The organism is Micromonospora sp. NPDC049662 (assembly GCF_040675055.1).
Lineage (GTDB): Bacteria > Actinomycetota > Actinomycetes > Mycobacteriales > Micromonosporaceae > Micromonospora.
On record NZ_JBFAOC010000040.1, the window covers coordinates 1 to 26,239 of the forward strand.

The following is a 26,239-nucleotide window of genomic DNA, read 5'->3' on the forward strand; positions in this document are numbered from 1 at the left end:
GCGCCCCCGCCTCGTGCTGACCGCTAACGAATATCTGTGGCGCGGTGACACCGACTGTTTCTGGTGCTCGGCGGCGTTCGGCGCCCACCACCCGGTCGTGCGCCGGCTCGGGCCGGCGCGCTACCGGCGCAGCGACGTCTACCACCGACTGGTCCGCCTCGAACACCGGCACCAGGTGGCGGCCCGGATCGACCGGCTGCGGGGCCAGCCGGCCCGGGAGCGGGTCGTGCAGGACGTGGAGATCCCGCTGGACCGCATGGCCGACTTCCTGCGCTGGTTCGCGGCCGACGTGGGGATGACCCCGGTGTGGCTCTGCCCGCTGCGGTTGCGCGAGCCGGAGGGGCCCGGTTCCGCGCGGTCGTGGCCGCTGTATCCGCTCCACCCGGGGCAGGACTACGTCAACATTGGTTTTTGGGGGAGCGTGCCGATCGCGTCCGGCGCCGCCGACGGCGACGTCAACCGCACGATCGAACGCAGGGTGTCGGAGCTGGGTGGGCACAAGTCGCTCTACTCCGACGCGTACTACGACCGGGACGCCTTCGATCGCCTCTACGGCGGCGAGACCTGGCGCGCGGTGAAAGACCGCTACGACCCGGACCACCGGCTGACGGGACTGTACGAAAAGGCGGTAGCACGAGCATGAGCCTGACCGACCGAGATCAGGGGGCGGCGAGCGTCCCCGCCACCCCGCCGGCGGGGGGCCGGCGCACCGGCCCGACCGTCGCGGACGTCGTCCGCGCGGTCACCGCCGGGCCGTTGCCGATCCGCATCACCGGGTACGACGGCAGCGCCGTCGGCCCGACCGATGCCGGCATCACCCTGGCGATCCGTACCGAGCGGGGTCTGTCGTACCTGCTCACCGCCCCCGGCGACCTGGGCATGGCCCGGGCGTACGTGAGCGGCGACCTGGCGTTGCAGGGGGTGCACCCGGGTGACCCGTACGAGGCGTTGCGGGTGCTCAAGGACGAGTTGCGGCTGCGCCCGCCGTCGGTGGCCGACGGCGTCGCGCTGGTGCGGGGGTTGGGTTGGGAGCGGCTGATGCCGCCGCCGGCGCCTCCGCAGGAGGCCCAGCCGCGCTGGAAGCGGGTGATGAACGGGCTTCGGCACTCCCGGGTCCGCGACAGCACGGCGATCTCGCACCACTACGACGTCTCGAACGCCTTCTACGAGAAGGTGCTCGGCCCGTCCATGACGTACACCTGTGCGGTCTTCCGGTCCCCGAGCGACACCCTGGAGCAGGCCCAGGCGGCGAAGTACGACCTGGTCGCCGGCAAGCTGGCACTCAAGAAGGGCATGCGGCTGCTGGACGTGGGCTGCGGTTGGGGCGGCATGGTCCGGCACGCCGCGCGCGAGTACGGGGTCAAGGCGCTCGGGGTGACCCTGTCGAAGGCGCAGGCGCAGTGGGCGCAGGCCGCGATCGAGCGGGAAGGGGTGAGCGAGTTGGCCGAGGTGCGACACCTCGACTACCGGGACGCGCCCGCGGAGCAGTTCGACGCCATCTCCTCGATCGGGCTGACCGAGCACATCGGCGTGCGCAACTACCCGTCGTACTTCGGGGCGCTGCGGTCGCGCCTGCGCACGGGTGGACGGCTGCTCAACCACACGATCACGCGCGCCGACAACCGGGCGCCGCACCGTTCGGGCGCGTTCATCGACAGGTACGTCTTCCCGGACGGCGAGCTGGCCGGCCCGGGTCGGCTGATCAGCGAGGTGCACGACGCCGGGTTGGAGGTGCACCACGAGGAGAACCTGCGCCAGCACTACGCGCTGACCCTCGCCGCCTGGTGCCGCAACCTGGTGGAGCACTGGGACTTCTGCGTCTCGGAGGTCGGCACCGGGACGGCCCGGGTGTGGGGTCTCTACATGGCCGGTTCGCGGATGGCGTTCGAGCGCAACGGCATCCAACTGCACCAGGTGCTGGCCACCCACAACGGCCCGGACGGCGTGAACGGCTATCCGCTGCGACCGGACTGGTTGCCCTGATCATCCGCTGAGCGTCGCCTGAGGGTGAGCGTCGCCTGAAGCTGAGCGTCGCCGGAAGCCGCGTCGAGAAAGTCGGCGCGGCTTCTCGCGAAGCGATTGACAAACAAGTTTTGTACGTACAAACTGATTTTGCCATGAGAGACGTCCTGTACCTGGAGCAGATCGAGCAGGCCGAGGTCCTGCTCAAGCCGCAGCGCGTGGAGGTGCTGCGGCAACTGGCCGAGCCGCGCACCTGCACCGAGGTCGCGGCCCGACTCGACCAGACGCCGCAGCGCGTCTACTACCACGTCAAGCAGCTCGTCGCGGCCGGCCTGGTCGAGCTGGTCAACGAGCGCAAGGTTCGCGGGATCACCGAGGGCATCTACCAGGCCGCCGCCCGGTCCTACTGGCTCTCGCCGCGGCTGGTCGGCCGCATCGGGCTGCGCCGGGCCCGCGACGAGCTGAGCCTGGGCTACCTGCTCGACCTGATGGAGGAGGTCCAGGCCGACATCGCCGCCCTGGACCGGGCGGCGCCCGAGCTGCCCTCGATCGGGGTCTCCGGCGAGATCCGGGTGCCCGCCGAGCAGCGCCAGGAGTTCCTGCACGACCTGCAAACCGCACTTCAGGACCTGTTCACCCGCTACGGCGGCAGCGAGGGAGATGCCTTCAAGCTGGCCGTCGCCTGCTATCCGAAAGGGAACGACAATGAGTGAACCGTTGAAGGTGCAGGCCCGCCTGACCGCCCCCGTGGCGCGCGTCCGCCAGGCCCTGACCGACCCGACCGAGCTGCGCCTCTGGCTGGCCGAGCACGCCGAGGTCGAGCTGCCCGAGCGGTACGAGTTCTGGGGCCGCTACACGCCCGAGGGTGACGCCCCGCACCAGCGGCTCCTGCACGCCGACGACGACTCGCTGCGCTTCGGTTGGCTGCTCGACGGGGTCGAGACCACCACCGAGTTCCAGCTCGCCGCCGATGGCCCGGACGCCACGGTGCTCACGCTGACCCAGAGCCACTTCGACTTCGCCGAGGCGATGGACGGCTCCAGCATTCGGGGCGTGCTCCAGACGTACTGGGCGCTGTCCATCGCGAACCTGGCCTCCCACCTGGAGGGCAAGCCGCTGCTGCCGCGCACCGACTTCACCTCCGCGGAGCTGCGCGGCGAGCTGGTCATCGCGGTCCCCGCCGACAAGGTCTGGGAGTCCCTGACCGACTCCGAGCAGGCCAGCGCCTGGTTCGGCTACCCCATCGGGATCGAGCCCTGGGTCGGCGGCCGGTACGCCATGGGTGGCTTCGAGCACGGCTACGCCGCCAAGATCGTCGACCTGGAGCCCGGCCGGCGGATGTCCGTCGACTGGGGACCGACCGGCGTCACCAGCTGGGAGCTGGCCGAATCCGGTGGCCGTACCACGCTGACCTTCGTACAGAGCGGCTTCGACGAGACCAACCCGCCGTACGCTGCCTGGTCCGGCTCGGTGGCCGGCCTGTTCGAGCTGCGCCGCTTCCACGAGATGGCGGCCTGGCAGCCGATCTGGCTCGCCGAGGAGGTCCCCGGCCTGGAGCCCCAGCCCACCCTCTGACCGTCCCGCCGTGATCGTGCTCGATCAAGGATTTAGTGGCCTCGTTCGCACCTCGAAGGCACTACATCCTGGATCGAGCACGATCTTGTGCGTGGGGAGAGGGTGCTGCCCGCACGCTCACGCGATGGCTGCGATATCACCGTCGTCGAAGTAGATGGCTTGGTGCAGTCGACCGCCGAGGGCGACGGCGTATCGGGCCACCACCTCCTGGCCGGAGATCCGGCCCTGCTCGATCTGGGACACCCGACCCTTCGTGACACCCATGCGCTCGGCGATCTGCTGCTGAGTGAAGCCGCGGGCTCGTCGTACCTCGGCGAGTCGGTGCCCGACGACCTGCGCGAGCAGTTCCTGCTTTCCGGCTTCGACGGCCTCCTCGCCACCGGCCCGCTGTACGTACTCCGACCGAATGTCCGACCACCGCACATGCCCACTCATCGTTGGCCCCCCTCCTGCTGCGCGCGTTCCTTCAAGTAGATCTCGTAGCGTTGCTCGGCGAGCGGGATGGCCTGTTGATACCAGCTCTGCCACTGGCCTGCCTTGTCGCCCGCGACCAGCAGAATGCTTGCGCGCCAAGGGTCGAAGACGAAGAGGATGCGGACGGTGCCAGGTCGCAGCTCCTTGAGGTTTGCCAGTGCCGACCCGCTGATCGTGTCGACCAGAGGGCGGCCCAGTCCGGGTCCTGCCTCGGCGAGCGCGTCGATCGCCTGGACGACCCGGACGAAAGTCGCCTCGTCCAGGCTGTCGATCCAGGCGCGGACCTCGTCGACGACGAAGACCTCCCACTCATCCTGCGGCATCCGGGGAGTATATCAATCGCTATACCGCCTTGTGCGGATCTTGCAGCTCGTGGGGCGGGTTCGGTGACTTTTCGGGGTGGAGTGGGTACTGCCGTGCGATGTTCCTCATCTTTGGTCTGCGTACCAAGGTCGACCGGTCCGGTGTCGTGCAGGAGGTCTGCCGTCACTGCGGCAACCACGCCGCACAGGTGATCACCCGCCGGTCGACGAAATTCACCCTCTTCTTCATCCCACTCATCCCGATCCGCACCCGGTACGCCCAGCAGTGCACGTTCTGCGGCGCGGAGTACGAGATCGCCAAGTCCGACGCCCAGCGTCTCCCGGTCGGCTGAGCCGCAGATGGCCCGCTTCCTGTGCTGGCTGATCGGCCGACCCCCGTCGGCCGGATCCGTCGTGTACACCGCCACCCGCCCGCCGTGCACTCCCGGCCGGCGTAAACGGCGACCCGTCCGCCGTCCGCTGGCCGGCACCGCCTTACCCCGCTCACCCTGGAACCGCTCCGCCGGCCGCTGACCCGACCTGTCGCCGGCACCGGACACCGACCGCCAGGACAGCCCGGGGAGACCGCATCGGCCTGGATGTTCGGCCCTGGCGGCGTTCCCGGGCGCTGGCTAGGCTTTCGAGGTTTGCCGTGGACCGGTCCGCCCGACTGTGCACACCCGACGAAGAGCCGGAGCGACCGTGTCGCGACAGGACGTGAAGCAGGCCGCGGGGCAGCTCAAGCCCATCGGCCCGATCGTCGCGATCGCGGTCCTGGTCGTGGAGGCCGGCTGGTTGGCCGCCGCGCTGCCCGGCGCGGCGCTGGTCAGCGACGTGGGCGCGCTCCTGGTCGCCGGCTGGGCGACAGTCGCCTGTGCCGGCGTGGCCCGTCGACACCCGGCCCCGTTGCGCCGGTTCTGGACGCTGCTCGCCGTCACCATGGCGCTCGCCGCGCTGGGTCGGGGAATCTGGACGGCGCAGCGGCTCGTCGGCGACGACCTGCCGCACAACGCGCTGATCGGGGTCGTCTTCAGCGCCGGCATCCTCACCGGCACCGCCGCGCTGCTCAGTTCCCCGTCCGGACCGCGGACGGCCGTCGGGCGGGCCCGGACGCTGCTGGACGGCGTGATCGTCGCGCTGGCGCTGGTGCCGGTCGGCTGGGTGCTGGTGTTCCGTGGGGTTGCCGCCGCCGAGTTGGCCGATCCGGCGCGCACGCTGGGGCTGCTCTACCCGATGTTCGACCTGATGCAGCTCACCATCCTGGTGGCGGTGGCCGGTCCGGCGCGGCCCCGGTGGCGGCCGATGCGCGTGCTCGCGGCGAGCCTGACCATCCGGGTGGTGGCCGACGTGGTGTACGTCTCGCTGGTCGCCCGGGGGGACTACGCCGCCGGCCACCCCATCGACCTGTGCTGGCCGCTGAGTTACCTCCTGATCGGGCTGGCCACCGCCAGCCGACCGCCGCCGGACTGCGACGGCACCGACGAGACCGCCGAATCCCCGCTGCCGCCGTGGTGGCGGGTGGCGCTGCCGTACCTGCCGGTCGGCGGGGCGATCATCGCGGTGCTGCTGGCCCGCCGGCCGACCGGCCAGACTCCACCGCTGGTCTTCGTGACCATGATGACCCTGCTCGCCGCCCTCGCCGTACGGCAGGGGCTGGCCGCCAACGAGAACCTGCGCCTGGTGGCGCGACTGCGCCGGCTTGCGTACGGCGACCAGCTCACCGGGCTGCCGAACCGGCTGCTGTTCAACCGACTGCTGCGGCTGGCCCTGCGGGACGGTCGGCCGGTGGCCGTCCTGCTGCTCGACCTCGACGGGTTCAAGCAGGTCAACGACCGGTTCGGGCACGCCACCGGCGACGCCCTGCTGACCGGGCTGGCGGCTCGGATGCGGGCTGCCGTGGACGGCGACGGCACGATCGCCCGCCTCGGCGGCGACGAGTTCGCGGTGCTGGTCGAGGGGGACCGGCCGGTGTCACCGGAGCACCTGGCCGAACGCCTGCTGGACGCGCTGCGCCCGTCCGAGGGGGAGGAGGACGTGGGTGTGCACCCGTCGGCGAGCATCGGCATCGCCGAGTACGGGCCGCAGCACGCCTCCCACTCCGACCTGCTGCGCGACGCCGACATCGCGATGTACGCGGCGAAGGCCGCCGGCAAGTCCGCGTACCGGACCTGCACCCCGGCGCTGCGTGAGTCGGCCGTGACCCGGGCGGAGCTGATCGCCGATCTGCGCCGGGCCGTCGACGAGGAGCAACTGCACCTGGAGTTCCAGCCGATCGTCGACCTCGCCACCGGTGCGGTACGCAGCGCTGAGGCGCTGGTGCGCTGGCGGCACCCCCGACTGGGGATGTTGCCCCCGGCGCGGTTCCTGCCGCTGGCGGAGGAGACCGGCCTGATCCTCCCGATCGACCGTTGGGTGATCCACGAGGCGTGCCGGGCGGCGGCGACCTGGCGGGCCCGCGCGCCGGAGGCGACGGTCGCGGTGAACATCGCCGCCGCCCACCTGCGCCGGCCGGACCTCATCGCCACGGTCACGGCGGCCACCGCCGGCGCCGGGCTGGCACCCCGGGCGTTGACGCTGGAGCTGACCGAGTCGGCGTTGATCGAGGGGACCGACGCCGTGCTGGAACGGCTGCACCAGCTCCGGGAACTGGGCATCCAGATCGCCATCGACGACTTCGGCACGGGCTACTCGTCGCTGAGCTACCTGCACCGCATCCCGGCCACCGAGTTGAAGATCGACCGTTCGTTCGTGGCCCGCCTCGGCACGGACGACCGGGCGTACGCCACGGTGGAGATGGTCACCCGGCTGGCCGGCGCGTACGACCTGGCGGTGATCGCCGAGGGGGTGGAGACCGAGCGCCAGCACGACGCGGTCACCGCCATCGGCTGCCCGCGCGGGCAGGGCTTTCTGTACGGGCGTCCGGACAGCCCCGCCACGGTGGGTCAGAATCGGGCTTGACCCTGACGTAGCGGCAGGTAGGAGCCTGGTTTCCGGAAGGGAGGGGAACCATGGCGTACACGGTGGGTCAGGTGGCGAAGATCGCCGGCGTGACGGTACGGACGCTGCACCACTACGACGAGGTCGGTCTGCTCTCGCCCAGCGGGCGTACCTCGGCGGGTTACCGCCGCTACGACGACGCGGACCTGCAACGGTTGCAGCTCGTCCTGTACTACCGCGAGCTGGGTTTCCCGCTTGAGGAGATCACCGCGATCATCGACGACCCGGCGGCCGACCCGGCCGCGCACCTGCGCCGGCAGCACGAGTTGCTGACGGAACGGATGAAGCGGTTGCAGGAAATGGTCACGGCGATCGAGTTCGCGATGGAGGCGAGCAAGTTGAACATCCAACTCACCCCGGAAGAGCGGTTCGAGGTCTTCGGTGACTTCCGACCGGAGGAGTACGAGGCCGAGGCGGAGCAGCGTTGGGGAGGCACCGACGCGTACCGGGAGTCGAACCGCCGGGCCTCCCGTTACGGCAAGGAGGACTGGCTGCGGATCAAGGCGGAGAACGAGGACTGGGGTCGACGGATCGTCGCGCTGATGGCCTCGGGCGCGCCGGCCGACGGCCCGGAAGCGATGGACCTGGCCGAGGAGCACCGGCAGATCATCAGTCGCTGGTTCTACGAGTGCTCGTACGAGGTGCAGACCGGGTTGGCCGACATGTACATGGCCGACGAGCGGTTCACCGCGTACTACGAGAAGATCGCCCCGGGGTTGGCCGCTTACATCAGTGAGGCGATCCACGCCAACGCGATCAGCCGGGCCTGACCGGGGCTCACTCCTCGACCGCGCCGTCGGATGGCGGGACCAGGAAGTCGTAGACGGTCCTGGCCATCCGGCGGACGGTCTCGTCCCCGGTCACCATCGGCCCGGCGGTGAGGAACGCGACGGCGGTCTCCGTGCCGGGGATCAGGTAGTAGCCGACGTCGTGGGAGGCGTCCGGCAGGTCACCGGTCTTGTGGGCCACCGGGACGCCGGGTGGCAGCGCCGCCGGGATCTTGGTGTTCAGGGTCTGCTCCCGCATGAAGCCGATCATCAGGTCCCGGGAGGCCGGGGTGAGGACCTCGCCGTCCCAGACCGCGCCGAGCAGCGACACGACGTCGTCCGGGCTGGTGTAGTTCTCCTCGCCGCGCTGCGCTGCCGCGCTGTCGAGCATCCGCCGGGCCAGGATGGTGGAGCGCTGGTTCATCGAGTCGATCAGCGCGTTGACCGGGGCGAACCCACCCAGGTAGGTGATCAGCACATTGGCCGCGACGTTGTCGCTGTACTTGATCAGATAGCGTGCGAGCCGGTACAGCGTGACCACCTGCGGGAACGTCTCGAACTGGAGCTGGCCGGTGCCGCCCACCACGTCGGCCGGCGTGACCAGCACGCCGTCGTCGAGAGACACCTGTCCACAGTCGACCCGGCGCAGGAGTTCGACCAGGATCCAGAGCTTGATGACGCTCGCGGCCTTGGGACGCAGCGACCCGTTGACCGAAACCTGCTGGTCCCCGTACCGGCCGGAGAGGTCCCGGACGGTTGCGCCAGCGGGGTTGAGGCTGGCGTCGGCGACCACCCGGGCGAGCTGTCCGCTGAGCGGGAACAGCCGTGCTCCCGCGACCGGGTCGGTGGGCGGCTGCGGGCTGGTGACCACCACTCCGGTGAGCGTCGTCGGCGGGCGGTGCCGCTGGATCACCTCAAGCGTGCCCTCGCTGCGCCCGACCAGCGGCACCCGGTAGCGGTAGGCGGTCCCTTCGACGACGACCGCCCCACTGGCCACCCCGGCGGCGACCCGCATGTCCGGGTCGGCGACCCGGCCGGTGTCGCCGTCGCAGGCCCGGTACCGCACGGTGTGCCCGAGCGAGTCCACCGCGAACGCCCCGCCAGGGAACGACAGCCAGGACACCTCGCTGGTCGGCGCCCGCTCCGGCGTCGGCTCCACGCCCGGCTCGTCGCTCCGCCCGCCCGTGTCGTTCGGCCCGCCCGTGTCGCTCCGCCCGCCCGTGTCGTTCGGCCCGTCCGTGTCGCTCGGGCCGTCCGTGTCCTTCGGCCCGGTGTCGGCGGTGGGTCCGTCGGCTGCGTACCCCAGGGTCGTTCGGTGGTTCGGGCCGGGACCGTCGGCGGTGGCCGGGCCGGTCGTCGCCGCGACGACCAGCGCGATCGCCGCCGCAAGCAGGGAAGATGAGCGCTTCTTGTCGCTTTTCCTCACGTTTGTACGATAAGAAGCGTTGGCGGCGGATGGGGCTGCCGGGGCGTGAGTCACCCGTCCGGGAGACCGCGCCCGCGAGAGCGTGATGCCTCAGTGGCATCAAGATGACTCACCGGCATCACGCTCAACACCGAACGGCCAGCCCCGCGCCGAGCCGGTCGCCGGTCGCGTCGCCCGCCGGTCGAGCCGGTCGCCGGTCGCGTCGCCCGCCGGTCGAGCCGGTCGCCGGTCGCGCCGGTCGCCGGTCGCGTCGCCCGCCGGTCGCGTCGCCCGCCGGTCGAGCCGCCAGCCGGTCGAGCCGCCAGCCGGTCGAGCCGGTCGGCGGTCGAGCCGGCTACATCGGCGGTCCCGGGGTGGGTGGCTCGGCGGGCAGGCCGGGTGCCAGGCGACGCATCGACGTGAAGGTCGGCACCAGCGCCTCGTACAGCTCGGCGAAGAGGGGCAGCAGCGCCGCGTAGGTGGCGGCGGCGGCCGGGTCGGGACGGATGGTCTCCTCCATCTGGACCAGGTCGGCGGCGACGTCGATGCTGGGGATCAGGCCCAGCGCCTGCATGCCGAGCAGCGCCGCGCCGAAGCTCGACCCCTCGCGTCCGGCGGGGAAGCTCACCGGCATGCCGAGCACGTCGGCGAGCATCTGTCGCCACAGGCCACTACGGGCGAAGCCGCCACCGGCGCGGATCTCGCGGACCTCGTTGCCGGCCGCGCGGACCGAGGTGAGGACCAGTGCGAGTTGCTGGCAGACCCCCTCCATGGCGGCCCGGACGAGGTGTTCGCGGCGGTGCCCGTGGGTCAGCCCGACGTACGCGCCGCGGGGCAGGGCGCTCCAGTGTGGAGCGCGCTCGCTGTGCAGGTAGGGCAGCATGATGAGCCCGCCCGAGCCGACCGGCGCCCGGGCTGCCAGGGCGACCAGGTCCTCCTCGGGATGCTCGCCCAACTCCGGCGCGAGCGCGGCGCCCGCCCACTTGAGGACGATGCCGCCGTTGTTGATCGCGCCGCCGACCGCCCAGCGGTCCTCGGTGAGCGCGTAGCAGAACACTCCGCCCAGCGGGTCGACGCCGGGGCGCTCGACCATGACCCGCATCGCGCCGCTGGTGCCGATCGAGCAGGCGACCATGCCGGGGTGCACCGCGCCCAGACCCAGGTTGGCCAACGGCCCGTCGCCCGCCCCGACCACCACCGGCGTGCGCCGCGGCACGCCGATGGCGTCGGCGGCCCGCGCGGTGAGGCCGGGCAGGACGGCGGTGGTGGCGACCAGTCGGGGCAACCGCTCCCCGGTGACGCCGGCGATGGTCAACGCCTCGGCGTCCCACTCGAGGGTGTGGATGTCCATCAGGCCGGTGGCCGAGGCTATCGAGTGGTCGGTGACCAGTTCTCCGCAGAGTCGCAGCAGCACCCAGTCCTTGATGCCGACCCAGTGCGTGACGCGTTCGAAGAGCTTGGGTTCCTGCTCGGCGAACCAGAGCAGCTTGGGCAGGGGCGACATCGGGTGCATGGGCGTACCCGTGCGCCGGTGCAGCGCCAGCCCGGACGGCACCGCCCGCAGCCGCTCGGCCTGCCGGGTGGCCCGGGAGTCGGCCCAGGTCACCGACGGCGTGAGCGGGTTGCCGGCCGCGTCGAGGCCGATGAGGCTGTGCATGGCGGAGCAGAACGCCAGGCCGGAGATCGGTGCGGCCAACTCGGCCACCACGGTCCGGAGCGACTCGACGACGGCGGCGAGGATCACGTCCGGGTTCTGCTCGGCGTACCCGGGGTGCGGGTCGTCGAGGGGATAGCCGACGAAGTGGCTGGCGATCAGCCGCCCGTCGGTGTCGTACGCCATGGTCTTGGTGCTCGTGGTGCCGATGTCGATCCCGATCACCACACCGGGCGGGGTAGCTGGCGGCATGACCGTCAGTATCGCCCTATCGTCCGGGTTGATCCGCCGTTCGGGTAGTTCGCCCGCCTTGGCGTGTCCCGGCCGACCGTCACAACTGTTAATCCGAGTGCACCCCAGATTGGTGGCCTACGCGGCGAAGGAGTCGGCGTGGCAAAGACTGATTCGACGGGTTCCACATGGCGGTACCGCTGGGCGCAGCGGCAGAACGTGCGGCGGATCAGCACGTACCGCGGCGCGGAGACGGCCTGGCGGCGACGCGACGACGAGTTACGGCGGCTGCGCGCCCTGGCCGCCGACTTCCACGGTTCCGCCGCGGCCGGCGCGGGCCTTCCACTCGAACTCGTCGACGACGAGGTGGTGCTGTGGGCGCTGCCCGCCGCGCAACTGGTCGAGGTGCGACACACGGCCGTGCTGCCCGCGCCGGACCTCACGGTCGCCGTGCCGGCCGCGCCGCTGCGTCCGCGCCGACCCGACGGCGTACGCGTCACCGACGCCGGCATGGCCGTCATCACCAGCCGCCGGTTGGTGCTGCTCGGCGGGCGCGGTCGGCGCGACTGGGCGTACGGCCGGATCACCGGCCTGACCCACGACCCGGTGGGGCCGGTGACCCTGATCCAGGTGCTGGACCGGCGTCGTACCTCCGGACTGTTGCTGCCCACCGACGCGGCGGCGGACTTCCGGTTCAAGCTGACGCTGGCCTTCGCCGACTCGATCGAGCAGCGAGCCGCGGTGCTCGCCCAGCTCGACGAGTTGATCGCGGAGCACGACCAGCTCAAACCGTTCCGGCCGGCGGTGGCCACCCCGGCGCAGGCCCGGCTCTCCGCGCTCGTGCCCGGCGGTCGCCGGTCCATCGCGGTGGCGGCGGCGGTCGCGCTGCTCGTACCGGCGGCGCTCTTCGAATCGAACCCGTCGGACCCGACCGGGGGCGCGGTGGTCGCCGTGGCGGCCACGCCGGCACCGGCCGCCAGCGGGCCTCCCGCGCTGCTGCGGCCGGCGGTCCCGCGGCCCGCGCCCACCACCACGCCCAAGCGGAAACCGTCGCCACGCCCGTCGTCGAGCGCGACGTCCGGGCCGCGCTGCGGGGCGCCGGAGAACCCCCTGGGGTACGACTTCTGCGGCGGGACGAGGGTTCGCCGGCCCGCCGTCGAGGTGTGCGACTGGTTCGACTGCGTGCCGCAGTTCTGGGCGGGCCGGGGCTACCTCGTGCAGTGCCGGGACGGCTCGGTCAGCCTCGCGGGTGGCCGGGCGGGCGCGTGCGCTGACCACCGGGGCGTCCGGCGGACCGTCACGAAGTAGCGCGTTTTGACCCGAACGCTCGTTCAGGTCAGTCAGAATGATCGAGTGGAGATCCGATCCGACGACGGTGCCCGGGTGCGGATCCGCCCGGTCGGCTACCAGCCCGGCATCGACCCGCCCGACGACCCCGAGTTGGCGGCGCCGGGCTGGCAGGACTGGCTGCTCATCGAGGTGGACGCCCGGACCGCCGACGGTCAGCTCTGGTCACATCACTACCCGAGCCTGCTCGTCGAGGAGGCCCGCGCGCTGGGCAGTTGGCTGCACGGCCAGGCGGCGGCGGCCGGCGGTCCGAACCCGCCACCGGCGATGGTCCGCTTCACCGAACCCAACCTGGCGCTGCGTACCCGGGTGATCCGTCGACGTCGGCTGGAACTGATCGTCGAGTTCTCCGCCGAGTCGCTGCCCCCGTGGATGCGCCGGCCGGCCACCGCCATCTACCCGCTGGTGCTCACCGTCTCGGCCGACGCCCTCGCCGTCGCCGCCGCCCAGTGGGTCGGGCACTGCGAGGCGTACCCGCCGCGTACGCGATCGCGGTTCCCGGCCGACGATCCGCTGCTCGGCTCCCTGTCGCGTCGGCGACGAGCGGGCTGACCCCTATTACATCAAATCAGTTTGATGTAATCTGCGGGAGTGAGGTCATCCGGCACCAGCGCGCCACCGGGGTTTGTGACCGCCGCGGGGCACCCCGTGCGGTGGGGCCTGCTCAGCGAACTGGCCCGTGGTGACCTCGCCGTACGCGAGCTGACCGCCCGTCTCGGCCAGCCGCAGAACCTCGTCTCGTACCACCTCGGCAAGCTCCGTCAGGCCGCGCTCGTGACCGCCCGGCGCAGCAGCGCCGACGGGCGAGACACCTACTACTCGCTCGCCCTGGCCCACTGCGCCGGCCTGCTGTCGGACGCTGGCGCGGCCCTGCATCCCGGGCTGCGGCTCGCCCCGCCGTCGCCGGCCACCTCGGTGACCGGCCGGGTGTTGTTCCTGTGCACCGGCAACAGCGCCCGCTCGCAGATGGCCGAGACGCTGCTGCGGGAACGCACCGCCGGCGCCGTGCAGGCGTACAGCGCCGGGAGCCGACCGAAGCCCGTCCACCCGCACGCGGTGACCGTCATGTCGGCGCGCGGCATCGACCTGGGCTCGGCCCGACCCACGCACCTCGACGAGTTCACCGGTCAACCGTTCGACGCCGTGATCACCCTCTGCGACCGGGTCAAGGAGGTCTGCCCCGACTTCCCCGGAGGCCCGCGCAGCGCGCACTGGAGCATTCCGGACCCGGCCGCGGACCCCGACGGGCTACCCGCGTTCGAACGGGTCGCCGACGACCTCGCCCAGCGGATCGACTTCCTGCTGCACACGCTCGCCACCCCAGGAGAGAGGGCATCATGACCAGCCCCATCGATGACAGCACGGTCAGCGTGCGGTACCTCGTCGACGACGTGGCCGCCGCGATCGACTTCTACACCGTGCACCTCGGCTTCACCTCGGCCAGCGCCTTCCTGCCCGCGTTCGCCGACGTGCGGCGCGGCAACCTGCGGCTACTGCTCTCCGGTCCGGCCAGCTCGGCGGGCCGGGCCCTGCCCGACGGCCGCCGTCCCCAGCCGGGCGGCTGGAACCGCATCCACCTGATCGTCGCCGACCTCGACGCCGAGGTTGCCCGGCTGCGTACGGCCGGAGTGGGTTTTCGCAGCGACGTCGTCAGCGGCCCGGGAGGCCGGCAGATCGTCCTGGACGACCCGGCCGGCAACCCGGTCGAGCTGTTCGAGCCCGCTCAGGTACGGTGATCCCCGTCAGCGACGAGAAGGAGGTGAGCCCCGTGAACACCCGTTGCCACGCCTGGGCGCCCTCCTCGTCCGTCCCCCTCAGCTGACGCCTTCGGGTCGGGGAGTGCGCCCTCCCTTATCGGAGGATCAATGTCTGTCTCCCCGTTCCGCATCGACGTGTCCGATGCGGTCCTCGATGACCTGCGGGCTCGACTGGCCCGCACCCGCTTCACCGACCGCAGCGGCCACCGACCGTGGCAGGGCGGCGTCGATCCCGACTACCTGCGGGACCTGGTGTCCTACTGGCACGACGAGTTCGACTGGCGTGCCCGGGAGGCCGCGCTCAACGCGTACCCCCAGTATCTGACGCTCGTCGGCGGCCGGAAGCTGCACTTCGTGCACGTCCGCGCGGACCGTCCGGCGGGTACGCCCGCACCGCCGCCGTTGCTCCTGAGCCACGGCTGGCCCAGCAGCTTCGTCGAGATGCTGCCCCTGGTCGACCGGCTGACCAGCCCGCTCGGGGGCGCGTTCGACGTGGTGGTGCCGTCCCTGCCCGGCTTCGGCTACTCGGAGCTGCCCGACGAGCCGCTGACCCGGGCGGTCCTCGCCCGGACGCTGCACGAGTTGATGACCGACGTGCTCGGCTACGAGCGCTACGGTGCCTTCGGCGGCGACGTCGGCGGGGTCGTCACCGGTTGGCTCGGTGCCCGGTATCCGGAGCGGGTGGCCGGCATCCACATGATCCATCCACCGTTCCCGGCCAGCTTCGACGACCGACCGCTGTCGGCGGCCGAGCAGGCGTTCCTGGACGCCGAGGCCGCGTACGACGAGACCGACGGCGGCTACAGCGCCATCATGGGCACCCGTCCGGACACCCTGGCAGCGGCGCTCGCCGACTCACCCGCCGGGCTGGCCGCGTGGCTCGTCGACAAGTACCGGGACTGGAGCGACAACCACGGTGACCTGGCGAACAGCATCGACCGGGACACCCTGCTCACCATCATCACGCTGTACTGGGTGACGGGCACGATCGGCTCGTCGTTCCGGCAGTACGCCGACTTCGACCACAACACGCCACGACCCGACATCACCGTGCCCGCCGCGTTCACGGTGAGCACCGAACCCTCGCAGGCGAACTTCCCCCGTTCGATCGCCGAGCGGGCCTGCACCGACATCCGGCACTGGAGCGAACCGGGCCGGGGCGGGCACTTCATGCCGCTGGAGGAGCCCGATCTGCTCGCGGCTGAGCTGAGGGAGTTCTTCACCTCTCTGCGGCCGTAGTGCTGTCTCGGCGGCTGCTCCGGTTCTCTGCCGGAGCAGCCGCCGGCAGCGGGCTACGCGCTGCGTTCCGTCAATACTCTTCTTTCGGGCGCAACGGGATACATCGATCCCGGTCGCGTTGCCTGTCACGTACGTGAGCGGTTGTAACGCGTGTGACCGTGACCTCTGTGGCCCACGTCCCCTGGCGGACCGCCTGGGCCGAGCGCGAGAACGAGCGCCGGCAGCGCGCGTACCGGCACGCCATCGACGCCTGGCAGCGCCGCGACGACCACCTGGTCCGGCTCCGCATCGAAGCCGCCAGCTTCATCGGGTGTACGCAGCCCCGCACCGGCCTGCCGGTAGAGCTCGATGACGACGAACTCGTCTTGCGCGTCCTTCCCGTCGCCACGCTTGTCGAGGCCGAGGCGCGGCACGTCCCCGGGCTGCCCACGCCGGGTTCGTGTTCCTTCGCTGAGCCGTCTTCGGAGGCGCTGCCGCCGGGCCTGCGGGCGGTCGACACCGGCATGGCCGTGGTGACCAGCCGACGGGTGGCCTTCGGCGGCCGGGAGCACCGGCGCGAGTGGCGGTACGACGACCTGGTCGGCCCCGCCCACCACCCCGACGTCCCGGTCACCCTGCTGCCCGACCGCGGCCGACTGGACGGGCTGCTGGTCCCGTCCGGTGCCGTGGTGAACTTCCGCTTCTATCTCACCCTCGCGACCAGCGAGGATCGCGCCGCTGTCGTCGCCCAGATCGACGAACTGCTGACCGCCCACCGGGCCGCTCCGCCCGCGCCTCCTCTGGGGGTGGGGCCCGACGACGCGCCGCTGAAGGCGGTACGCCTCGACCGGCGCGCGGTCGGTGCCGCCGCCGTCGCCGCAGTGGTGTTCGTGACGCTCGGACCGGGTGCTCTGGGCCCTGGAGCGTCAGGTCCCGTCGGCCCGGTGCCCTCGGCGGAGATCGTCGCGATGGACCTGCCGAGGGCTGGGGCGGTGTTCGTGCCGCTCGGGCCCGTCGGGCCGGTGCCAGCCAGGACGCGGGTCGGCTCGGCCGTCAGTGCCGTATGGACCGCCCCGCCCGCCTCGACTGTCCGGCCGTCGGCCCCGACAGATGTCTCTACAGCGGTGCCCCCTGTCGTAGCGGTGGCCCTGCCACCGGTCGCCGCGCCGCCCGTCGTCCCGACCCGTTCGCCGAGTCCGGTGCCGACGCCGGTCCCCAGCACGGACCCGCCCGCGTCAGCCCTGCCGACGCCGCCCGTCGCGTCGGCCTCACCGACGCCGACCCCGACTCTGACGGCTACGCCCTCACCGAATCCCGAGTTGCTGGCTGTCTGTCTGGACCCTCTTCAACTGCCGGTGCTGGACCCGCTGCTCTGCCCGTCCCCGGCACCATGATCGGCGTCTTGGCTGTTTGCCGCCGCTTGCTCAGTCCATGGCGCTGAAGTCGGGGACGGTGAGGGAGCCGTCCTCCGCAAGGGCGAAGCCCGGGTTCCAGGCGATCTCCCACAGGTGACCGTCCGGGTCGGCGAAGTAGCCGGCGTAGCCGCCGTAGAAGGTCTCCTGGGCTGGTTTGGTCACCGTCGCGCCTGCCTTGGTCGCGGTGGCGATCACCTCGTCGACCTCGGCTTGTGAGCGGACGTTCTGGGCGAGGGTCACCCCGCCGAAGCCGTCGGTGCCCGGGTCGTCGATGCCCGCGTCGGCGGCCAGCTTGTCGCGGCCCCAGAGGACGAGGGCCAGGCCGCCGGCCTGGATGAAGACCGTCCCCTCGACCTCCTGGCCCCGCCAGCCGAGGTGCTCGTAGAACGCCTTCGCGCGGGCCACGTCCGCGACTCCCAGGGTGATGAGGCTGATCCGCTGTTCCATGGTCTTCAACCTAACGCGCAGTTCCGCCGCCGGTTAGGCAGGCGGCCCCGACGATGTGGCCGCCCGAGCGGCCAGGGCAGCACCGAAATCATCGCCAACACGCGTTTGATGGAGTTCGGTGAGATCGACTTAACCCATAGCATCGATGCTATGGGTTGGGGTAGCGTGGAGCTGGAACCAGAGGTCCGAGACTGGCTGGAGGAACTATCAACTGCCGACTTCGCTCGAGCGGCGTTCTACATCGATCTTCTGGCCGGCCGAGGCGTCTTGCTCGGAGAGCCGCACAGCAGACAGCTTGACGGCAAACTGCGTGAGCTGCGGTTTTATCTGGAGCGCGACGCAGTCCGCGTGACCTACTGGATTGCCTCCGACCGGAGGATCATCCTGCTCACGGTGTTCCGCAAGACGCGGATGCGGGAGGACCGGGAAGTCGAGCGGGCTCGCCGCGCATTCGAGCGATGTGTGGCGGAGCGGCACATCGTGAACGAGAGGGCAGAGCGATGAGTGATCGCCTGGACTGGAACGACCTGCGTGAGCACCGGATGGCGGAGCCGGGGGCGGCCGAGACGTACGAGGCCACCCGGATCGCCTTCGAGCTTGGCCAGGAGGTGCGCAACCTGCGCGAAGGGCACGGCTGGAGTCAGAGCCAGTTGGCGCAGGCCGCCGGCATGACGCAGTCCGCGGTGGCACGCTTCGAGGCGGGCGGGACTGTGCCGACCCTGCCGGTCCTGGAGAGGTTAGCCCGGGCTCTGGATCGACGGTTGGACGTCAGGTTCGCCTCAAACGCGGACGCAGCTTGACCAACCGCCGGTGAGGGCTAAGCGGCGATTGTTCGGGCGGTGGCGTAGACGTCGGCGGGTAGGGCGTGGTGGAGCTGCCACAGGACACGCATCGGCCGGTCACCGGTGTGCGACTCGTACGTCATGGTGCCGGCGTAGAGGTACGGCGGTGCGCCCAGGTCACGGTCGGCGATACGGGTCTCCCGAATGAAGAGGTGCACTGTCGAGCCGCCCGACGTATAGCGCCGCCCGGTCGCCGACGCCGCCGACGTGGTGCTCTGCGACTCCCACTGGAACACCGTGTCGGTGATGGCCCGGTCGGCGTACATGGTGGTGGGGGAGTAGTGCGCCTCGGACTTGACCAGGGTGACGAAGAACAGGTCGGCCTGGGCGTCCGGCAGCCACTTCACACCCTCGCGCAGCGAGCCCGGATTGGGCATTCCGAAGGCGGCGCACGCCTCGTTGCGGCTGTACCGGGCGTGCACCCGCAGCGGCACCGCCCCCGCGGCGAGCGCGGGCGTGACCCGGTGGATGCGGTCCCGCAGCACCTCGGCGACCTGCCGCAACTCGGCGCAACGCGCCGGCTCCTTCCACAGTTGTGCCAGCCGTTCGCCGCGCGTCGCCAGCGGGGCGTTCGGCCCCCAGAGGCTGAAGTGCAGCATGTCCAGTAGTCGGCTGCTGCCCGCGTACCCCTGCTGACCTGGCGCGGGTGGTCCGGCCGTGACCTTCGTTAGTAGCTCTAGCCGGTCGGTGTCGTCGATGTGCAGCATGCGACCGATGGCGCGGCCCAGCTCGCGGTCGTCGGGGCCGGGCGCGGTCGTCTCGACGCCGGCGAGCCGCCGCAGGCCGGTCCAGCCACCGACGCTGGCCGATCGGTACACGTCCTCGATCTCCAAGCCCGTCTCGCGCAGGAACGTCGCCAGAGTGACGTCGCCGAGTTGCCGCAGCTCAGAGACCAGGCCGGTCTTCGAGGTGGGCAGTGCGCTTTTCAGGTTGGCGAGGACGAGATCCTTTGCCACCCGGTCCAGCTCGACGTGGCAGCCGCTGGGCAGACTCGGGAAGTCGTCGCGAACCGCCTCGGTGATCGCCCGCCGGCTCACCCCCGTCAGGGCACGCCAGCGCAGGTCGAAGCGGAAGTTGGCGTTCTGCCCGCCGATGAAGTCGAGCACGGTCAGGCAGGGCTTGTCGTCGTCCAGTCGCAGACCACGGCCGAGTTGTTGCAGGAAGATCGTGGCGCTCTCGGTGGGTCGCAGCATCAGGATCGTGTCGACCATCGGCAGGTCGACGCCCTCGTTGAACAGGTCCACGGTGAAGAGCACCCGAAGCTTGCCGGCCTTGAAGTCCCGCAACAGCGCGGCCCGATCAGTGCCGGCTCGCGACGTCACTGCCGCAGACGCCACGCCGTGGTCGTTGAACCACCTGGCCATGAACTCGGCGTGCCCGATGCTCACGCAGAACCCGAGTGCCCGCATCCGCCCGACGTCCACCTTGTCGCTGACCGCACGCAACACCGACCGCGCCCGTGCGTGGTTGCCGGTGTAGACGACGTCCAGGTCGGCCGGGTCGTAGCCTTGGCCGCGCTTCCAGGCGAGGTGCGACAGGTCCACGTCGTCGTGCAGCCCGAAGTACTGGAACGGCGACAACAACTGCCGCTCCAACGCGTCCCACAGGTGCAGCTCAACGGACGCGCGCCCGTCGAACCACCGGCGCACGTCGCCGCCGTCGGCCCGGTCGGGGGTCGCGGTCAGTCCGAGGAGTACGCGGGGACGCAGCCGCTCCAAAAGCCGGGTGTACGTGGGCGCTTCAGCGTGGTGGAACTCGTCCACGATCACCATGTCGTACGCCTCGGGGTCGACCTCCCGCCGGTGCAGCGACTGGATGGAGGCGAAGACGTGCTTCCAACCGTTCGGCTTCTCGCCCGCGACAAGCGTCTCGCCGAAGCTGCCGTCCCCCATGACCTGCCGGAACGTAGACAGGCTCTGCCGCAGAATCTGCTCCTGATGCGCTACGAAGAGCAGCGAGTCCGCTCGCTTCGCCCTGTGCAGTCGGCGGTAGTCCAGGGCGGCGACGACGGTCTTGCCGGTGCCCGTCGCCATGACCACCAGATTGCGCCAACGCCCGTGCACCAGCCGTTCGGCGTCCAGGTCGGCGAGGATCTCTGCCTGGTACGGGTACGGGCGCACGTCCAGGTTCGAGATCTCGGTGGGTGTCTGATCGCGGCGTTCCCCGCTCAGCGCATGCCGAAGCCGCTCGGCGTCCCTGGTCGCGTCGTACGCCTCGAACGCCGGGTCGTTCCAATAGTCCTCGAACGTGGCCGTGAACGTGTCGATGACGTGCGGCTGCTCGATGTTCGAGATGCGCACGTTCCACTCGACGCCGTCCACCAGTGCGGTCTTCGACAGGTTCGACGAGCCGACGTACGCGGTGGTGGTGCCGTTGTTACGGCGGAACAGCCAAGCCTTGGCGTGCAGGCGAGTGGTCCGCGTCTCGTAGGACACCTTGACCTCTGCGCCCAGCTCTTTGAGCCGGTCGAGCGCTCGCTGATCGGTCGCGCCAAGGTAGGTGGTGGTGATGACCCGGACCTTGCCGCCTCGGTCGATCAGGTCGCGGATGGCGTGCTCAACGATGCGCAGGCCGTACCACTTGATGAACGCGCAGAGCAGATCGACGCTCTCGGCCGAGGCCATCTCGTGGTTGACCTCGTGGCCGATTCGGGGCTGGTGGCGGCCGTTGACCAGGAGTGCGCCGGTGGAGAGGGGCGTGGTGGGACGGTCCGGAAAGCTCGGCTGCGCGGGTGGCGTTGGCGGGGCGGCGATGGCATGGAGCAGGTGCTTGGCGTCGGTGACCTGGTCCTGTTCCGTTGCTGCCTTGGGACTCAGGGTGGTGATGGCGTCAGCGATCTGGTTCGCCATTGCGATCTGGTGGTGGAGCTTGTCGTCGCCATTGGGGACGGACTGCAGGGCTCGGGCGGCCAGGGTGGCGATGTGCCGGGCGAGGGCGGTGTGCGCGTCGGCCGGGTCGAGGTTGTGGTGCTGAACCAGGGCGGGGTCGACATGCTGGAGGCGATCAGCCAGCTCACGGGTGATCAGGTGCTCGTACACACCCCGCTCAAGATCCGTCATTCGAGCTACCTAACCACACGTTCCGTCTATGGATGGGGCGCGGCGACCGGTCGCATCGGCAGAACTTGTCGCGCAATCGGCGAGGCCACCTCACCCGACTGGCGACTCATGCAACGCGCAACGCAGGTAGCAGCCCGACCGATTGCAGGCGTTCGTAGGCCAGCTCGATATGCGCGGAGGTGAAAAGCCGGGCTTTTCGACCACTCCAAGAACGAACGCGCTCGGTTAGTTCGTCGAGGTCGTCGGTAGGCGGATGCGCTGCCGCCGCGTAATGCACGGTCGCCAGCAGTTCCAGGCTGTACGGGGACTCGAATCCGTCGGTCAACCGAGCTAGCTGATCCAATGTCTCAGACGCTGCTGTGCCATGAGCTTCTGACCACGCTGCGACGTCGCCGGCAGCGCCGGGGGTCAGCCGAATGGGTCGCAGCTCCTCAACCCGTGCAGAACGGTCGCCGAAGCCCGTCAGGTAGTGCCCTTCGAGGCGGTCCAGCACGTGGTTGAGGCTTTCGGCGTACGGGCCGTACCTGCCCCGGCTGAACTCCAGTCGCAGCGGTTGCCCCAGCACCTGGAGAAAATAGGCGATCTTCTGAATCTCCAGGATGGTGATGCCATCACGTGGTTCGAGTCGTCGTGCTCGGCTCAGGTAGCGATCGATGGCCTGGATCAGGGTGACGCGGCCCGGAGTGAGCGGAGGTTTCACCGTCGCCACCGGCATGTCGGCCGGGTCAGGTGCTCCCTCTGGGGGGAAGAGTAAGACTCGCACCTCAGGGACCTCGGCGAAGGCGCCTTCGATGAGCGATCGAACGTCGTCCCAGTCAAGTCCACCGTTGCCGCAGCCCAGGGCGGGCATCGCCACAGATGCGATCTTCCGCTCGCGGACCACCCGGACGAGGTCGGCCAGTCCGGTCTCAATGTCCTTCAGCTTCGAGTTGGCCCGCCAGTGTCCCTTGGTCGGGAAGTTGATGACGTACCTGCGGGGGCCAAGGCGCGCCGAGTCGAACACAAACATTTGCCCCAAGGTGACCTGGTTTTCATGGCATGCCGTGCGGTAGGCCGCGTAGTTTGCCGGGTAGGCGCGCTTGAACTGAAGAGCGATGCCTTTCCCCATGACCCCGACCGTGTTGACGGTGTTGACCAGCGCGTCCGCTTCGGCGGTCAGCAGGTTCCCGTGGCTGATGATGATCATTCGCGCACCTCCCCCCGTGTGTACCCGTAGTACCAGCTCGGTCTGACACCTACGTAAGGCTCGATCATGCCAGCGTCTCGGAACAGCTGCCTCACCTGCTCCTGCCGATCCGTCGTCCGTACGACGTAACCGGCGAGCAGGTCGAGAGGAAACTCCCGGTGTACCAGGAACTCGGCCGCTCGCCGACGCATGCGGTCCATGTCGTCGGGAACGTCTTTCCAGATCTGGGCCTCCATCAACGGCCAGTCGACCAACGCCGTGAGCTCGGCCAACTCAGCCGAGAATCTGGTCAAGCCGACTGCGCAGTTCCCATCGCTTGCCACCCACTCGATTCTGGCCGCGTGTACCCGTTCCACCGAACTAACCAGGTATACGAGGGGATCATCTCCTCCTGGATAGCATCCCGGTTTTCCTGCTCGATGATCACAGGCAATCCTGAACATCATGGGCGAGCGTGGGGCGAAGTAGAACGGCACGTAGTCTGCTACGACTCCGCCGGGATGGCATGGCACGGGTCGTTCTCGTCGGCGTGCCTTGATCTCGACCGCGCCGACGTTAATTGCGAGCTGTCGTCCTACACCGCTGTCCGCCAGTAGTCGACCGGCCTTCACGATCCTTGGCAAATTATCAACATGCGTGAAGTGCATGATTCGAATCGGTGTTGGCCGCATGGCTGATTCGGTCACAGATCAGTCCTTGTTGATCAGGCGTTCGGGACCCGGACCAGGACGTCGAAGGTCGGCGCGTTCTCCCACCCCGGCCGAAGTTTGGTTACCTTGGTATAGCCCCAGGAGCGGTACGCGTTCTGAGCAGCGACATTGTCCGGCCGGACCAGCAGCGTGGTTCGTTGCTCCGTGCGGGCCGCGATCAACCCGTCGTGCAGCGCCGCGGCGATGCCCCGGCGTCGCCAGGCAGGGCGGACCATCAGCTCGCTTATCGCGAACGTGCGGGTCCCGTCCTCGTCGGTGAAACCAGGCGGCACAGGGTCATGGAGGCCCTCCCACCAACGCGTCTCGGCGGGAAGCGGAAACCCGTAGATGTAGCCAACCAGACTCCCGTCTACCTCGGCGATGACCAGCTCCCACCCCACTCGTTGCATGTGCAGGTCGAGCTGACGCCGGTAGCGGTCCTCGCTGTAGAACTCGCCGCCGCCCGCGTAGACCTCCAAGTAGAGGTCCACAAGCTGATCGAGGATCCCCTCGGCCTCGCCGGCGCTGTGATGGCGAAGCTGCAAGCCCTCGATCACACACTCACCGCCCGGTCGTAGGCGGCGACGAACTGGCGCGTTGCCGCGGTCGCCTGCCGTGGAATCGCCAGGTTCGAACGCACCTGCGCAAGGTTCCGGCTGATTCGTCCCGAGTTCATCTGGCTCACCGCGGGCAGGACGTCCAGCGCTATACGGGCCGCCTCGTTGACGTCGCCCTGCTGGTACGCCGCCTTGGCGAGGTCGATCGTGTAGAGGACCTGGTTACGCCGATGGCCGGGTGACGGGTTGGCGATGAGGGCGCGGAACGACTGGGCGGCGCGGTCGGGCCGGTCCAGGGCGAGGTAGGAGAGTCCCTGGATACCGTTCACTTCTTGCTCGTTCACGAAGTCGACAAATCCGAGATCGTCCTCGTGCGGTCCGCGCTCCAACTCGCGACGAGCCTTGGTCATCTCCCGGCTGAAGCCGCCCGCGTCCGTAAGCACGGCGTATGTGTGCGCTCGTCGCAGATGTAGCAGCGTGGTGAGCCGAGGCGTTGCCCATCTGGCCGAGACGCGTAGCGCGGCCTCGGCACAGTGCAGCGACTCGCCGGGCTGACTCTCGCGGAGCAGCATGGATAGCTGGGTCAGCGCCTGCACTTCCATACGAGGATCGTCGGCGATGCGGGCACGGGTGATGGCCTCGTTCAGGTAGGGCCTAGCTTCGGACCTGCGCTCTGCATCGGTAGCGAGCCAGGCAGCCTGGATGCCGAGGTCAGCCAGGGCGCTTTGAAGGGCATCGCCGACCTCTCGGCTGTAGTGCGCCCTCGCCGCCCAATTCGACAGCCTGGCGTGTGCCTGGATGGCAATGTCGCACAGCTGGTCGGCGCCGGCTGCCGCATCGGCTCGCCGGAAGTCTTGAACCAGCGAGCTGGCCAGCCCTACCTGTTCCATGCCAATGTTCCGAGGCACTTCGGCTGGGTCCGTCATCAGGTATGGGTGACCGGCTGCGGCGAGTCCCGCGAGCGCGGCCATTGCGTTGAAGCGTCGCCGGTCCGTAGCGCCACCCCCTCCGGTTGATGCCCCCTCCACGGTAACCACCATGGCCGGCAGTTTGCCCTGCTCAGTTATCGCGTCATGCGCATAAGGATCGTCTGCTGTGCCCTCTGCGGCGCGGTCGTCGACTCGGTAAGGCTGACCAGGAAGACCGAACCAGAGGCAGGAAGCCGGTATCCCAAGAAGCTTGGCCCAGTGCGCCAGCCTGTCCAGATGCACCAGCGGCGGGCCGTTCTCCACGCGACTCAACTGCGCCTGCGTGATCCCCAGCCACCCCGCCACCACGCTCTGCGGCAACGCGACCCGCCCGTGGTACGGATGGCACCGGTACGCCCGAATCACCCGCCCCAGATGTCGCTCGGCCAGCGCGAGTCGTACCGGCTCGTGGTCCCAGAAGTTCGCCGGCACCACCGGCGGCGCGCTGAGCCGGTCCCGCTCGGCGGCCCGGCACGGCGTGCACCGTCCGGTGTCGTTGTCCCGGGCCAGCCGTCCGCCGCATCGAGGGCAGTTCGCGTGTGTCACCGGCGGCTCCGTCCGCTTCGCCTCATCGAGCCTATCCATTGAACACGCTCCGTGGAGCACTGGTATACGCGCGACGCATATCGCCAATGGACCGCCCAATAAGCGGCGGCTGCTCAGGACGGGTGCACCGCCCGCAGCGCCTCGACGACCACGCCCCAACGCCCCGGCCCGTTCACCGAATTCAGCGGCTTTCCGTCCGCCACGATCACGCCGGCAGCGCGCAGGACCGCCAGGTGACCCGCATAGGCGGGATGCGCGGCCAACTCATCCTTGGTGTGCGGGAACGCGATGATCGGCAGCCCCGCGCCCAGCGACTCGTTGAGGACGCCGAGCGCCAACGTGTCGTTGATGCCCAACGCCCACTTGGTCACCGTGTTGAACGTGACCGGGGCGGCCAGCACCACATCGGCGGGCGGGTGGGGCTCGGGGTCGCCGGGCATCCGCCACTCCACGCGTACCAGATAGCCGGTTTTTTCTTGCAACGCCGCTCGATCGAGCCAAGGCGCGGCGGTCGGGCTGACGATCATGCAGACCCGCCAGCCGTCGGCGATCAGGAGGTCGACCAGCTCGTCGACATTTTCCGCCGGACCCGCGGCGCAGACGACCAGGTGCAGCACTGGGCGTTCCGTCATGCCCGCAGTCTGCCCGACTCGGCAGCCGCGGCGTGGAGCGCATACCGATCCCGTATGCCGTAGACGAGCACCGTGACATGCCGTTGTGCCTGGTCAGGCGCGACAGTCGATGCATGGCCCGGGGCGGGTGCTCGGCCTCGGAGTTGCGCCGGCCCTCGACGGCGCAGCTCTTCCCGCCCCGGTGCCAGCCCACGATTCGACGAATTGGA

Annotated in this window: 25 protein-coding genes and 1 pseudogene; 15 read left to right on the forward strand and 11 right to left on the reverse strand. The window is 70.0% G+C overall.

Annotation, left to right across the window (positions count from 1 at the left end; translation table 11 throughout):
- The 4 genes and pseudogenes from AB0J36_RS24660 to AB0J36_RS24675 form a co-directional block, all read left to right on the forward strand.
- Positions 1 to 643 (forward strand): annotated as a pseudogene (locus AB0J36_RS24660) (FAD-binding protein); the annotation flags it as partial.
- The gene (locus AB0J36_RS24665) at positions 640 to 1,983 is read left to right on the forward strand and encodes a class I SAM-dependent methyltransferase (RefSeq protein WP_363661161.1); all 1,344 of its coding nucleotides are present in this window, start codon (positions 640 to 642) and stop codon (positions 1,981 to 1,983) included. The pseudogene AB0J36_RS24660 and the gene AB0J36_RS24665, both read left to right, overlap by 4 nt.
- Before the next feature lie 134 nt (positions 1,984 to 2,117).
- A complete protein-coding gene (locus tag AB0J36_RS24670) occupies positions 2,118 to 2,675 on the forward strand; it encodes a helix-turn-helix domain-containing protein (protein WP_355051970.1) in 558 nt (185 codons plus the stop codon).
- Entirely contained in the window at positions 2,668 to 3,537 is an 870-nt protein-coding gene (locus AB0J36_RS24675) for an SRPBCC family protein (RefSeq protein WP_357172868.1), read from the forward strand. Before AB0J36_RS24670 ends, AB0J36_RS24675 begins: the two co-directional genes overlap by 8 nt.
- Before the next feature lie 117 nt (positions 3,538 to 3,654).
- Here AB0J36_RS24675 and AB0J36_RS24680 read toward each other — a convergent pair whose 3' ends face one another.
- Both AB0J36_RS24680 and AB0J36_RS24685 read right to left on the reverse strand, forming a co-directional pair.
- Entirely contained in the window at positions 3,655 to 3,972 is a 318-nt protein-coding gene (locus AB0J36_RS24680; protein WP_357172870.1) for a helix-turn-helix transcriptional regulator, read from the reverse strand.
- A complete protein-coding gene (locus AB0J36_RS24685) occupies positions 3,969 to 4,334 on the reverse strand; it encodes a type II toxin-antitoxin system RelE/ParE family toxin (RefSeq protein WP_357172872.1) in 366 nt (121 codons plus the stop codon). The genes AB0J36_RS24680 and AB0J36_RS24685 overlap by 4 nt, the downstream gene beginning before the upstream one ends.
- Before the next feature lie 98 nt (positions 4,335 to 4,432).
- Between AB0J36_RS24685 and AB0J36_RS24690 the strand changes: the two genes are divergently transcribed.
- The 3 genes from AB0J36_RS24690 to AB0J36_RS24700 all read left to right on the forward strand — a co-directional run bounded on the left by AB0J36_RS24690 (position 4,433) and on the right by AB0J36_RS24700 (position 8,080).
- The gene (locus AB0J36_RS24690; protein WP_355232752.1) at positions 4,433 to 4,666 is read left to right on the forward strand and encodes a zinc-ribbon domain-containing protein; all 234 of its coding nucleotides are present in this window, start codon (positions 4,433 to 4,435) and stop codon (positions 4,664 to 4,666) included.
- Between the two features lie 349 nt (positions 4,667 to 5,015).
- Positions 5,016 to 7,271 carry an EAL domain-containing protein gene (locus tag AB0J36_RS24695; RefSeq protein WP_357396019.1) on the forward strand — a complete coding sequence of 752 codons (2,256 nt, stop codon included), beginning with the start codon at positions 5,016 to 5,018 and terminating at the stop codon, positions 7,269 to 7,271.
- 50 nt (positions 7,272 to 7,321) lie between these two features.
- The gene (locus AB0J36_RS24700; RefSeq protein ID WP_357396016.1) at positions 7,322 to 8,080 is read left to right on the forward strand and encodes a MerR family transcriptional regulator; all 759 of its coding nucleotides are present in this window, start codon (positions 7,322 to 7,324) and stop codon (positions 8,078 to 8,080) included.
- Between the two features lie 7 nt (positions 8,081 to 8,087).
- Here the strand turns inward: AB0J36_RS24700 and AB0J36_RS24705 are convergent, their stop codons facing one another.
- Positions 8,088 to 9,503 carry a serine hydrolase gene (locus AB0J36_RS24705; protein ID WP_357396015.1) on the reverse strand — a complete coding sequence of 472 codons (1,416 nt, stop codon included), beginning with the start codon at positions 9,501 to 9,503 and terminating at the stop codon, positions 8,088 to 8,090.
- Between the two features lie 334 nt (positions 9,504 to 9,837).
- Positions 9,838 to 11,388 carry a gluconokinase gene (locus AB0J36_RS24710; protein ID WP_357172884.1) on the reverse strand — a complete coding sequence of 517 codons (1,551 nt, stop codon included), beginning with the start codon at positions 11,386 to 11,388 and terminating at the stop codon, positions 9,838 to 9,840.
- A 138-nt stretch (positions 11,389 to 11,526) separates the two neighbouring features.
- Here AB0J36_RS24710 and AB0J36_RS24715 point away from each other — a divergent pair, with 138 nt between their 5' ends.
- The 6 genes from AB0J36_RS24715 (at position 11,527) to AB0J36_RS24740 (ending at position 17,083) form a co-directional block, all read left to right on the forward strand.
- A complete protein-coding gene (locus AB0J36_RS24715) occupies positions 11,527 to 12,675 on the forward strand; it encodes a hypothetical protein (RefSeq protein WP_363661162.1) in 1,149 nt (382 codons plus the stop codon).
- Between the two features lie 45 nt (positions 12,676 to 12,720).
- Positions 12,721 to 13,266, forward strand: a complete 546-nt coding sequence (locus tag AB0J36_RS24720) for a hypothetical protein (protein ID WP_355051961.1) — start codon at positions 12,721 to 12,723, stop codon at positions 13,264 to 13,266.
- Between the two features lie 39 nt (positions 13,267 to 13,305).
- Complete coding sequence (locus tag AB0J36_RS24725; protein WP_363661163.1) at positions 13,306 to 14,055, forward strand: MarR family transcriptional regulator; 750 nt, start codon at positions 13,306 to 13,308, stop codon at positions 14,053 to 14,055.
- Positions 14,052 to 14,450, forward strand: coding sequence for a VOC family protein (locus tag AB0J36_RS24730; protein WP_363661164.1), 399 nt, complete (start codon positions 14,052 to 14,054; stop codon positions 14,448 to 14,450). The genes AB0J36_RS24725 and AB0J36_RS24730 overlap by 4 nt, the downstream gene beginning before the upstream one ends.
- A 129-nt stretch (positions 14,451 to 14,579) precedes the next feature.
- On the forward strand, positions 14,580 to 15,710 hold the full coding sequence (locus AB0J36_RS24735) for an epoxide hydrolase family protein (protein WP_363661165.1): 1,131 nt from the start codon (positions 14,580 to 14,582) through the stop codon (positions 15,708 to 15,710).
- 167 nt (positions 15,711 to 15,877) lie between these two features.
- Positions 15,878 to 17,083 (forward strand): hypothetical protein, encoded by a 1,206-nt coding sequence (locus AB0J36_RS24740; RefSeq protein ID WP_357395999.1) that lies wholly within the window; start codon positions 15,878 to 15,880, stop codon positions 17,081 to 17,083.
- Positions 17,084 to 17,113: 30 nt separating this feature from the next.
- Here AB0J36_RS24740 and AB0J36_RS24745 read toward each other — a convergent pair whose 3' ends face one another.
- Complete coding sequence (locus tag AB0J36_RS24745; protein ID WP_357127883.1) at positions 17,114 to 17,551, reverse strand: VOC family protein; 438 nt, start codon at positions 17,549 to 17,551, stop codon at positions 17,114 to 17,116.
- 108 nt (positions 17,552 to 17,659) lie between these two features.
- Between AB0J36_RS24745 and AB0J36_RS24750 the strand changes: the two genes are divergently transcribed.
- Complete coding sequence (locus AB0J36_RS24750; RefSeq protein WP_357127880.1) at positions 17,660 to 18,055, forward strand: type II toxin-antitoxin system RelE/ParE family toxin; 396 nt, start codon at positions 17,660 to 17,662, stop codon at positions 18,053 to 18,055.
- Positions 18,052 to 18,351 (forward strand): helix-turn-helix transcriptional regulator, encoded by a 300-nt coding sequence (locus tag AB0J36_RS24755; protein ID WP_357127877.1) that lies wholly within the window; start codon positions 18,052 to 18,054, stop codon positions 18,349 to 18,351. Before AB0J36_RS24750 ends, AB0J36_RS24755 begins: the two co-directional genes overlap by 4 nt.
- Before the next feature lie 17 nt (positions 18,352 to 18,368).
- Here the strand turns inward: AB0J36_RS24755 and AB0J36_RS24760 are convergent, their stop codons facing one another.
- From AB0J36_RS24760 to AB0J36_RS24785, 6 genes are all read right to left on the reverse strand, one after another.
- Positions 18,369 to 21,452, reverse strand: coding sequence for a DUF3427 domain-containing protein (locus tag AB0J36_RS24760; protein WP_357395993.1), 3,084 nt, complete (start codon positions 21,450 to 21,452; stop codon positions 18,369 to 18,371).
- Between the two features lie 106 nt (positions 21,453 to 21,558).
- Positions 21,559 to 22,638 (reverse strand): macro domain-containing protein, encoded by a 1,080-nt coding sequence (locus AB0J36_RS24765; protein ID WP_363661166.1) that lies wholly within the window; start codon positions 22,636 to 22,638, stop codon positions 21,559 to 21,561.
- A complete protein-coding gene (locus AB0J36_RS24770) occupies positions 22,635 to 23,324 on the reverse strand; it encodes a DUF4433 domain-containing protein (protein WP_357127868.1) in 690 nt (229 codons plus the stop codon). Before AB0J36_RS24770 ends, AB0J36_RS24765 begins: the two co-directional genes overlap by 4 nt.
- Before the next feature lie 17 nt (positions 23,325 to 23,341).
- Entirely contained in the window at positions 23,342 to 23,884 is a 543-nt protein-coding gene (locus AB0J36_RS24775) for a GNAT family N-acetyltransferase (RefSeq protein ID WP_357127865.1), read from the reverse strand.
- Positions 23,881 to 25,398 (reverse strand): hypothetical protein, encoded by a 1,518-nt coding sequence (locus tag AB0J36_RS24780; RefSeq protein ID WP_363661167.1) that lies wholly within the window; start codon positions 25,396 to 25,398, stop codon positions 23,881 to 23,883. Before AB0J36_RS24780 ends, AB0J36_RS24775 begins: the two co-directional genes overlap by 4 nt.
- A gap of 113 nt (positions 25,399 to 25,511) precedes the next feature.
- Complete coding sequence (locus AB0J36_RS24785) at positions 25,512 to 26,030, reverse strand: flavoprotein (protein WP_363661168.1); 519 nt, start codon at positions 26,028 to 26,030, stop codon at positions 25,512 to 25,514.
- Positions 26,031 to 26,239 lie beyond the last annotated feature (209 nt).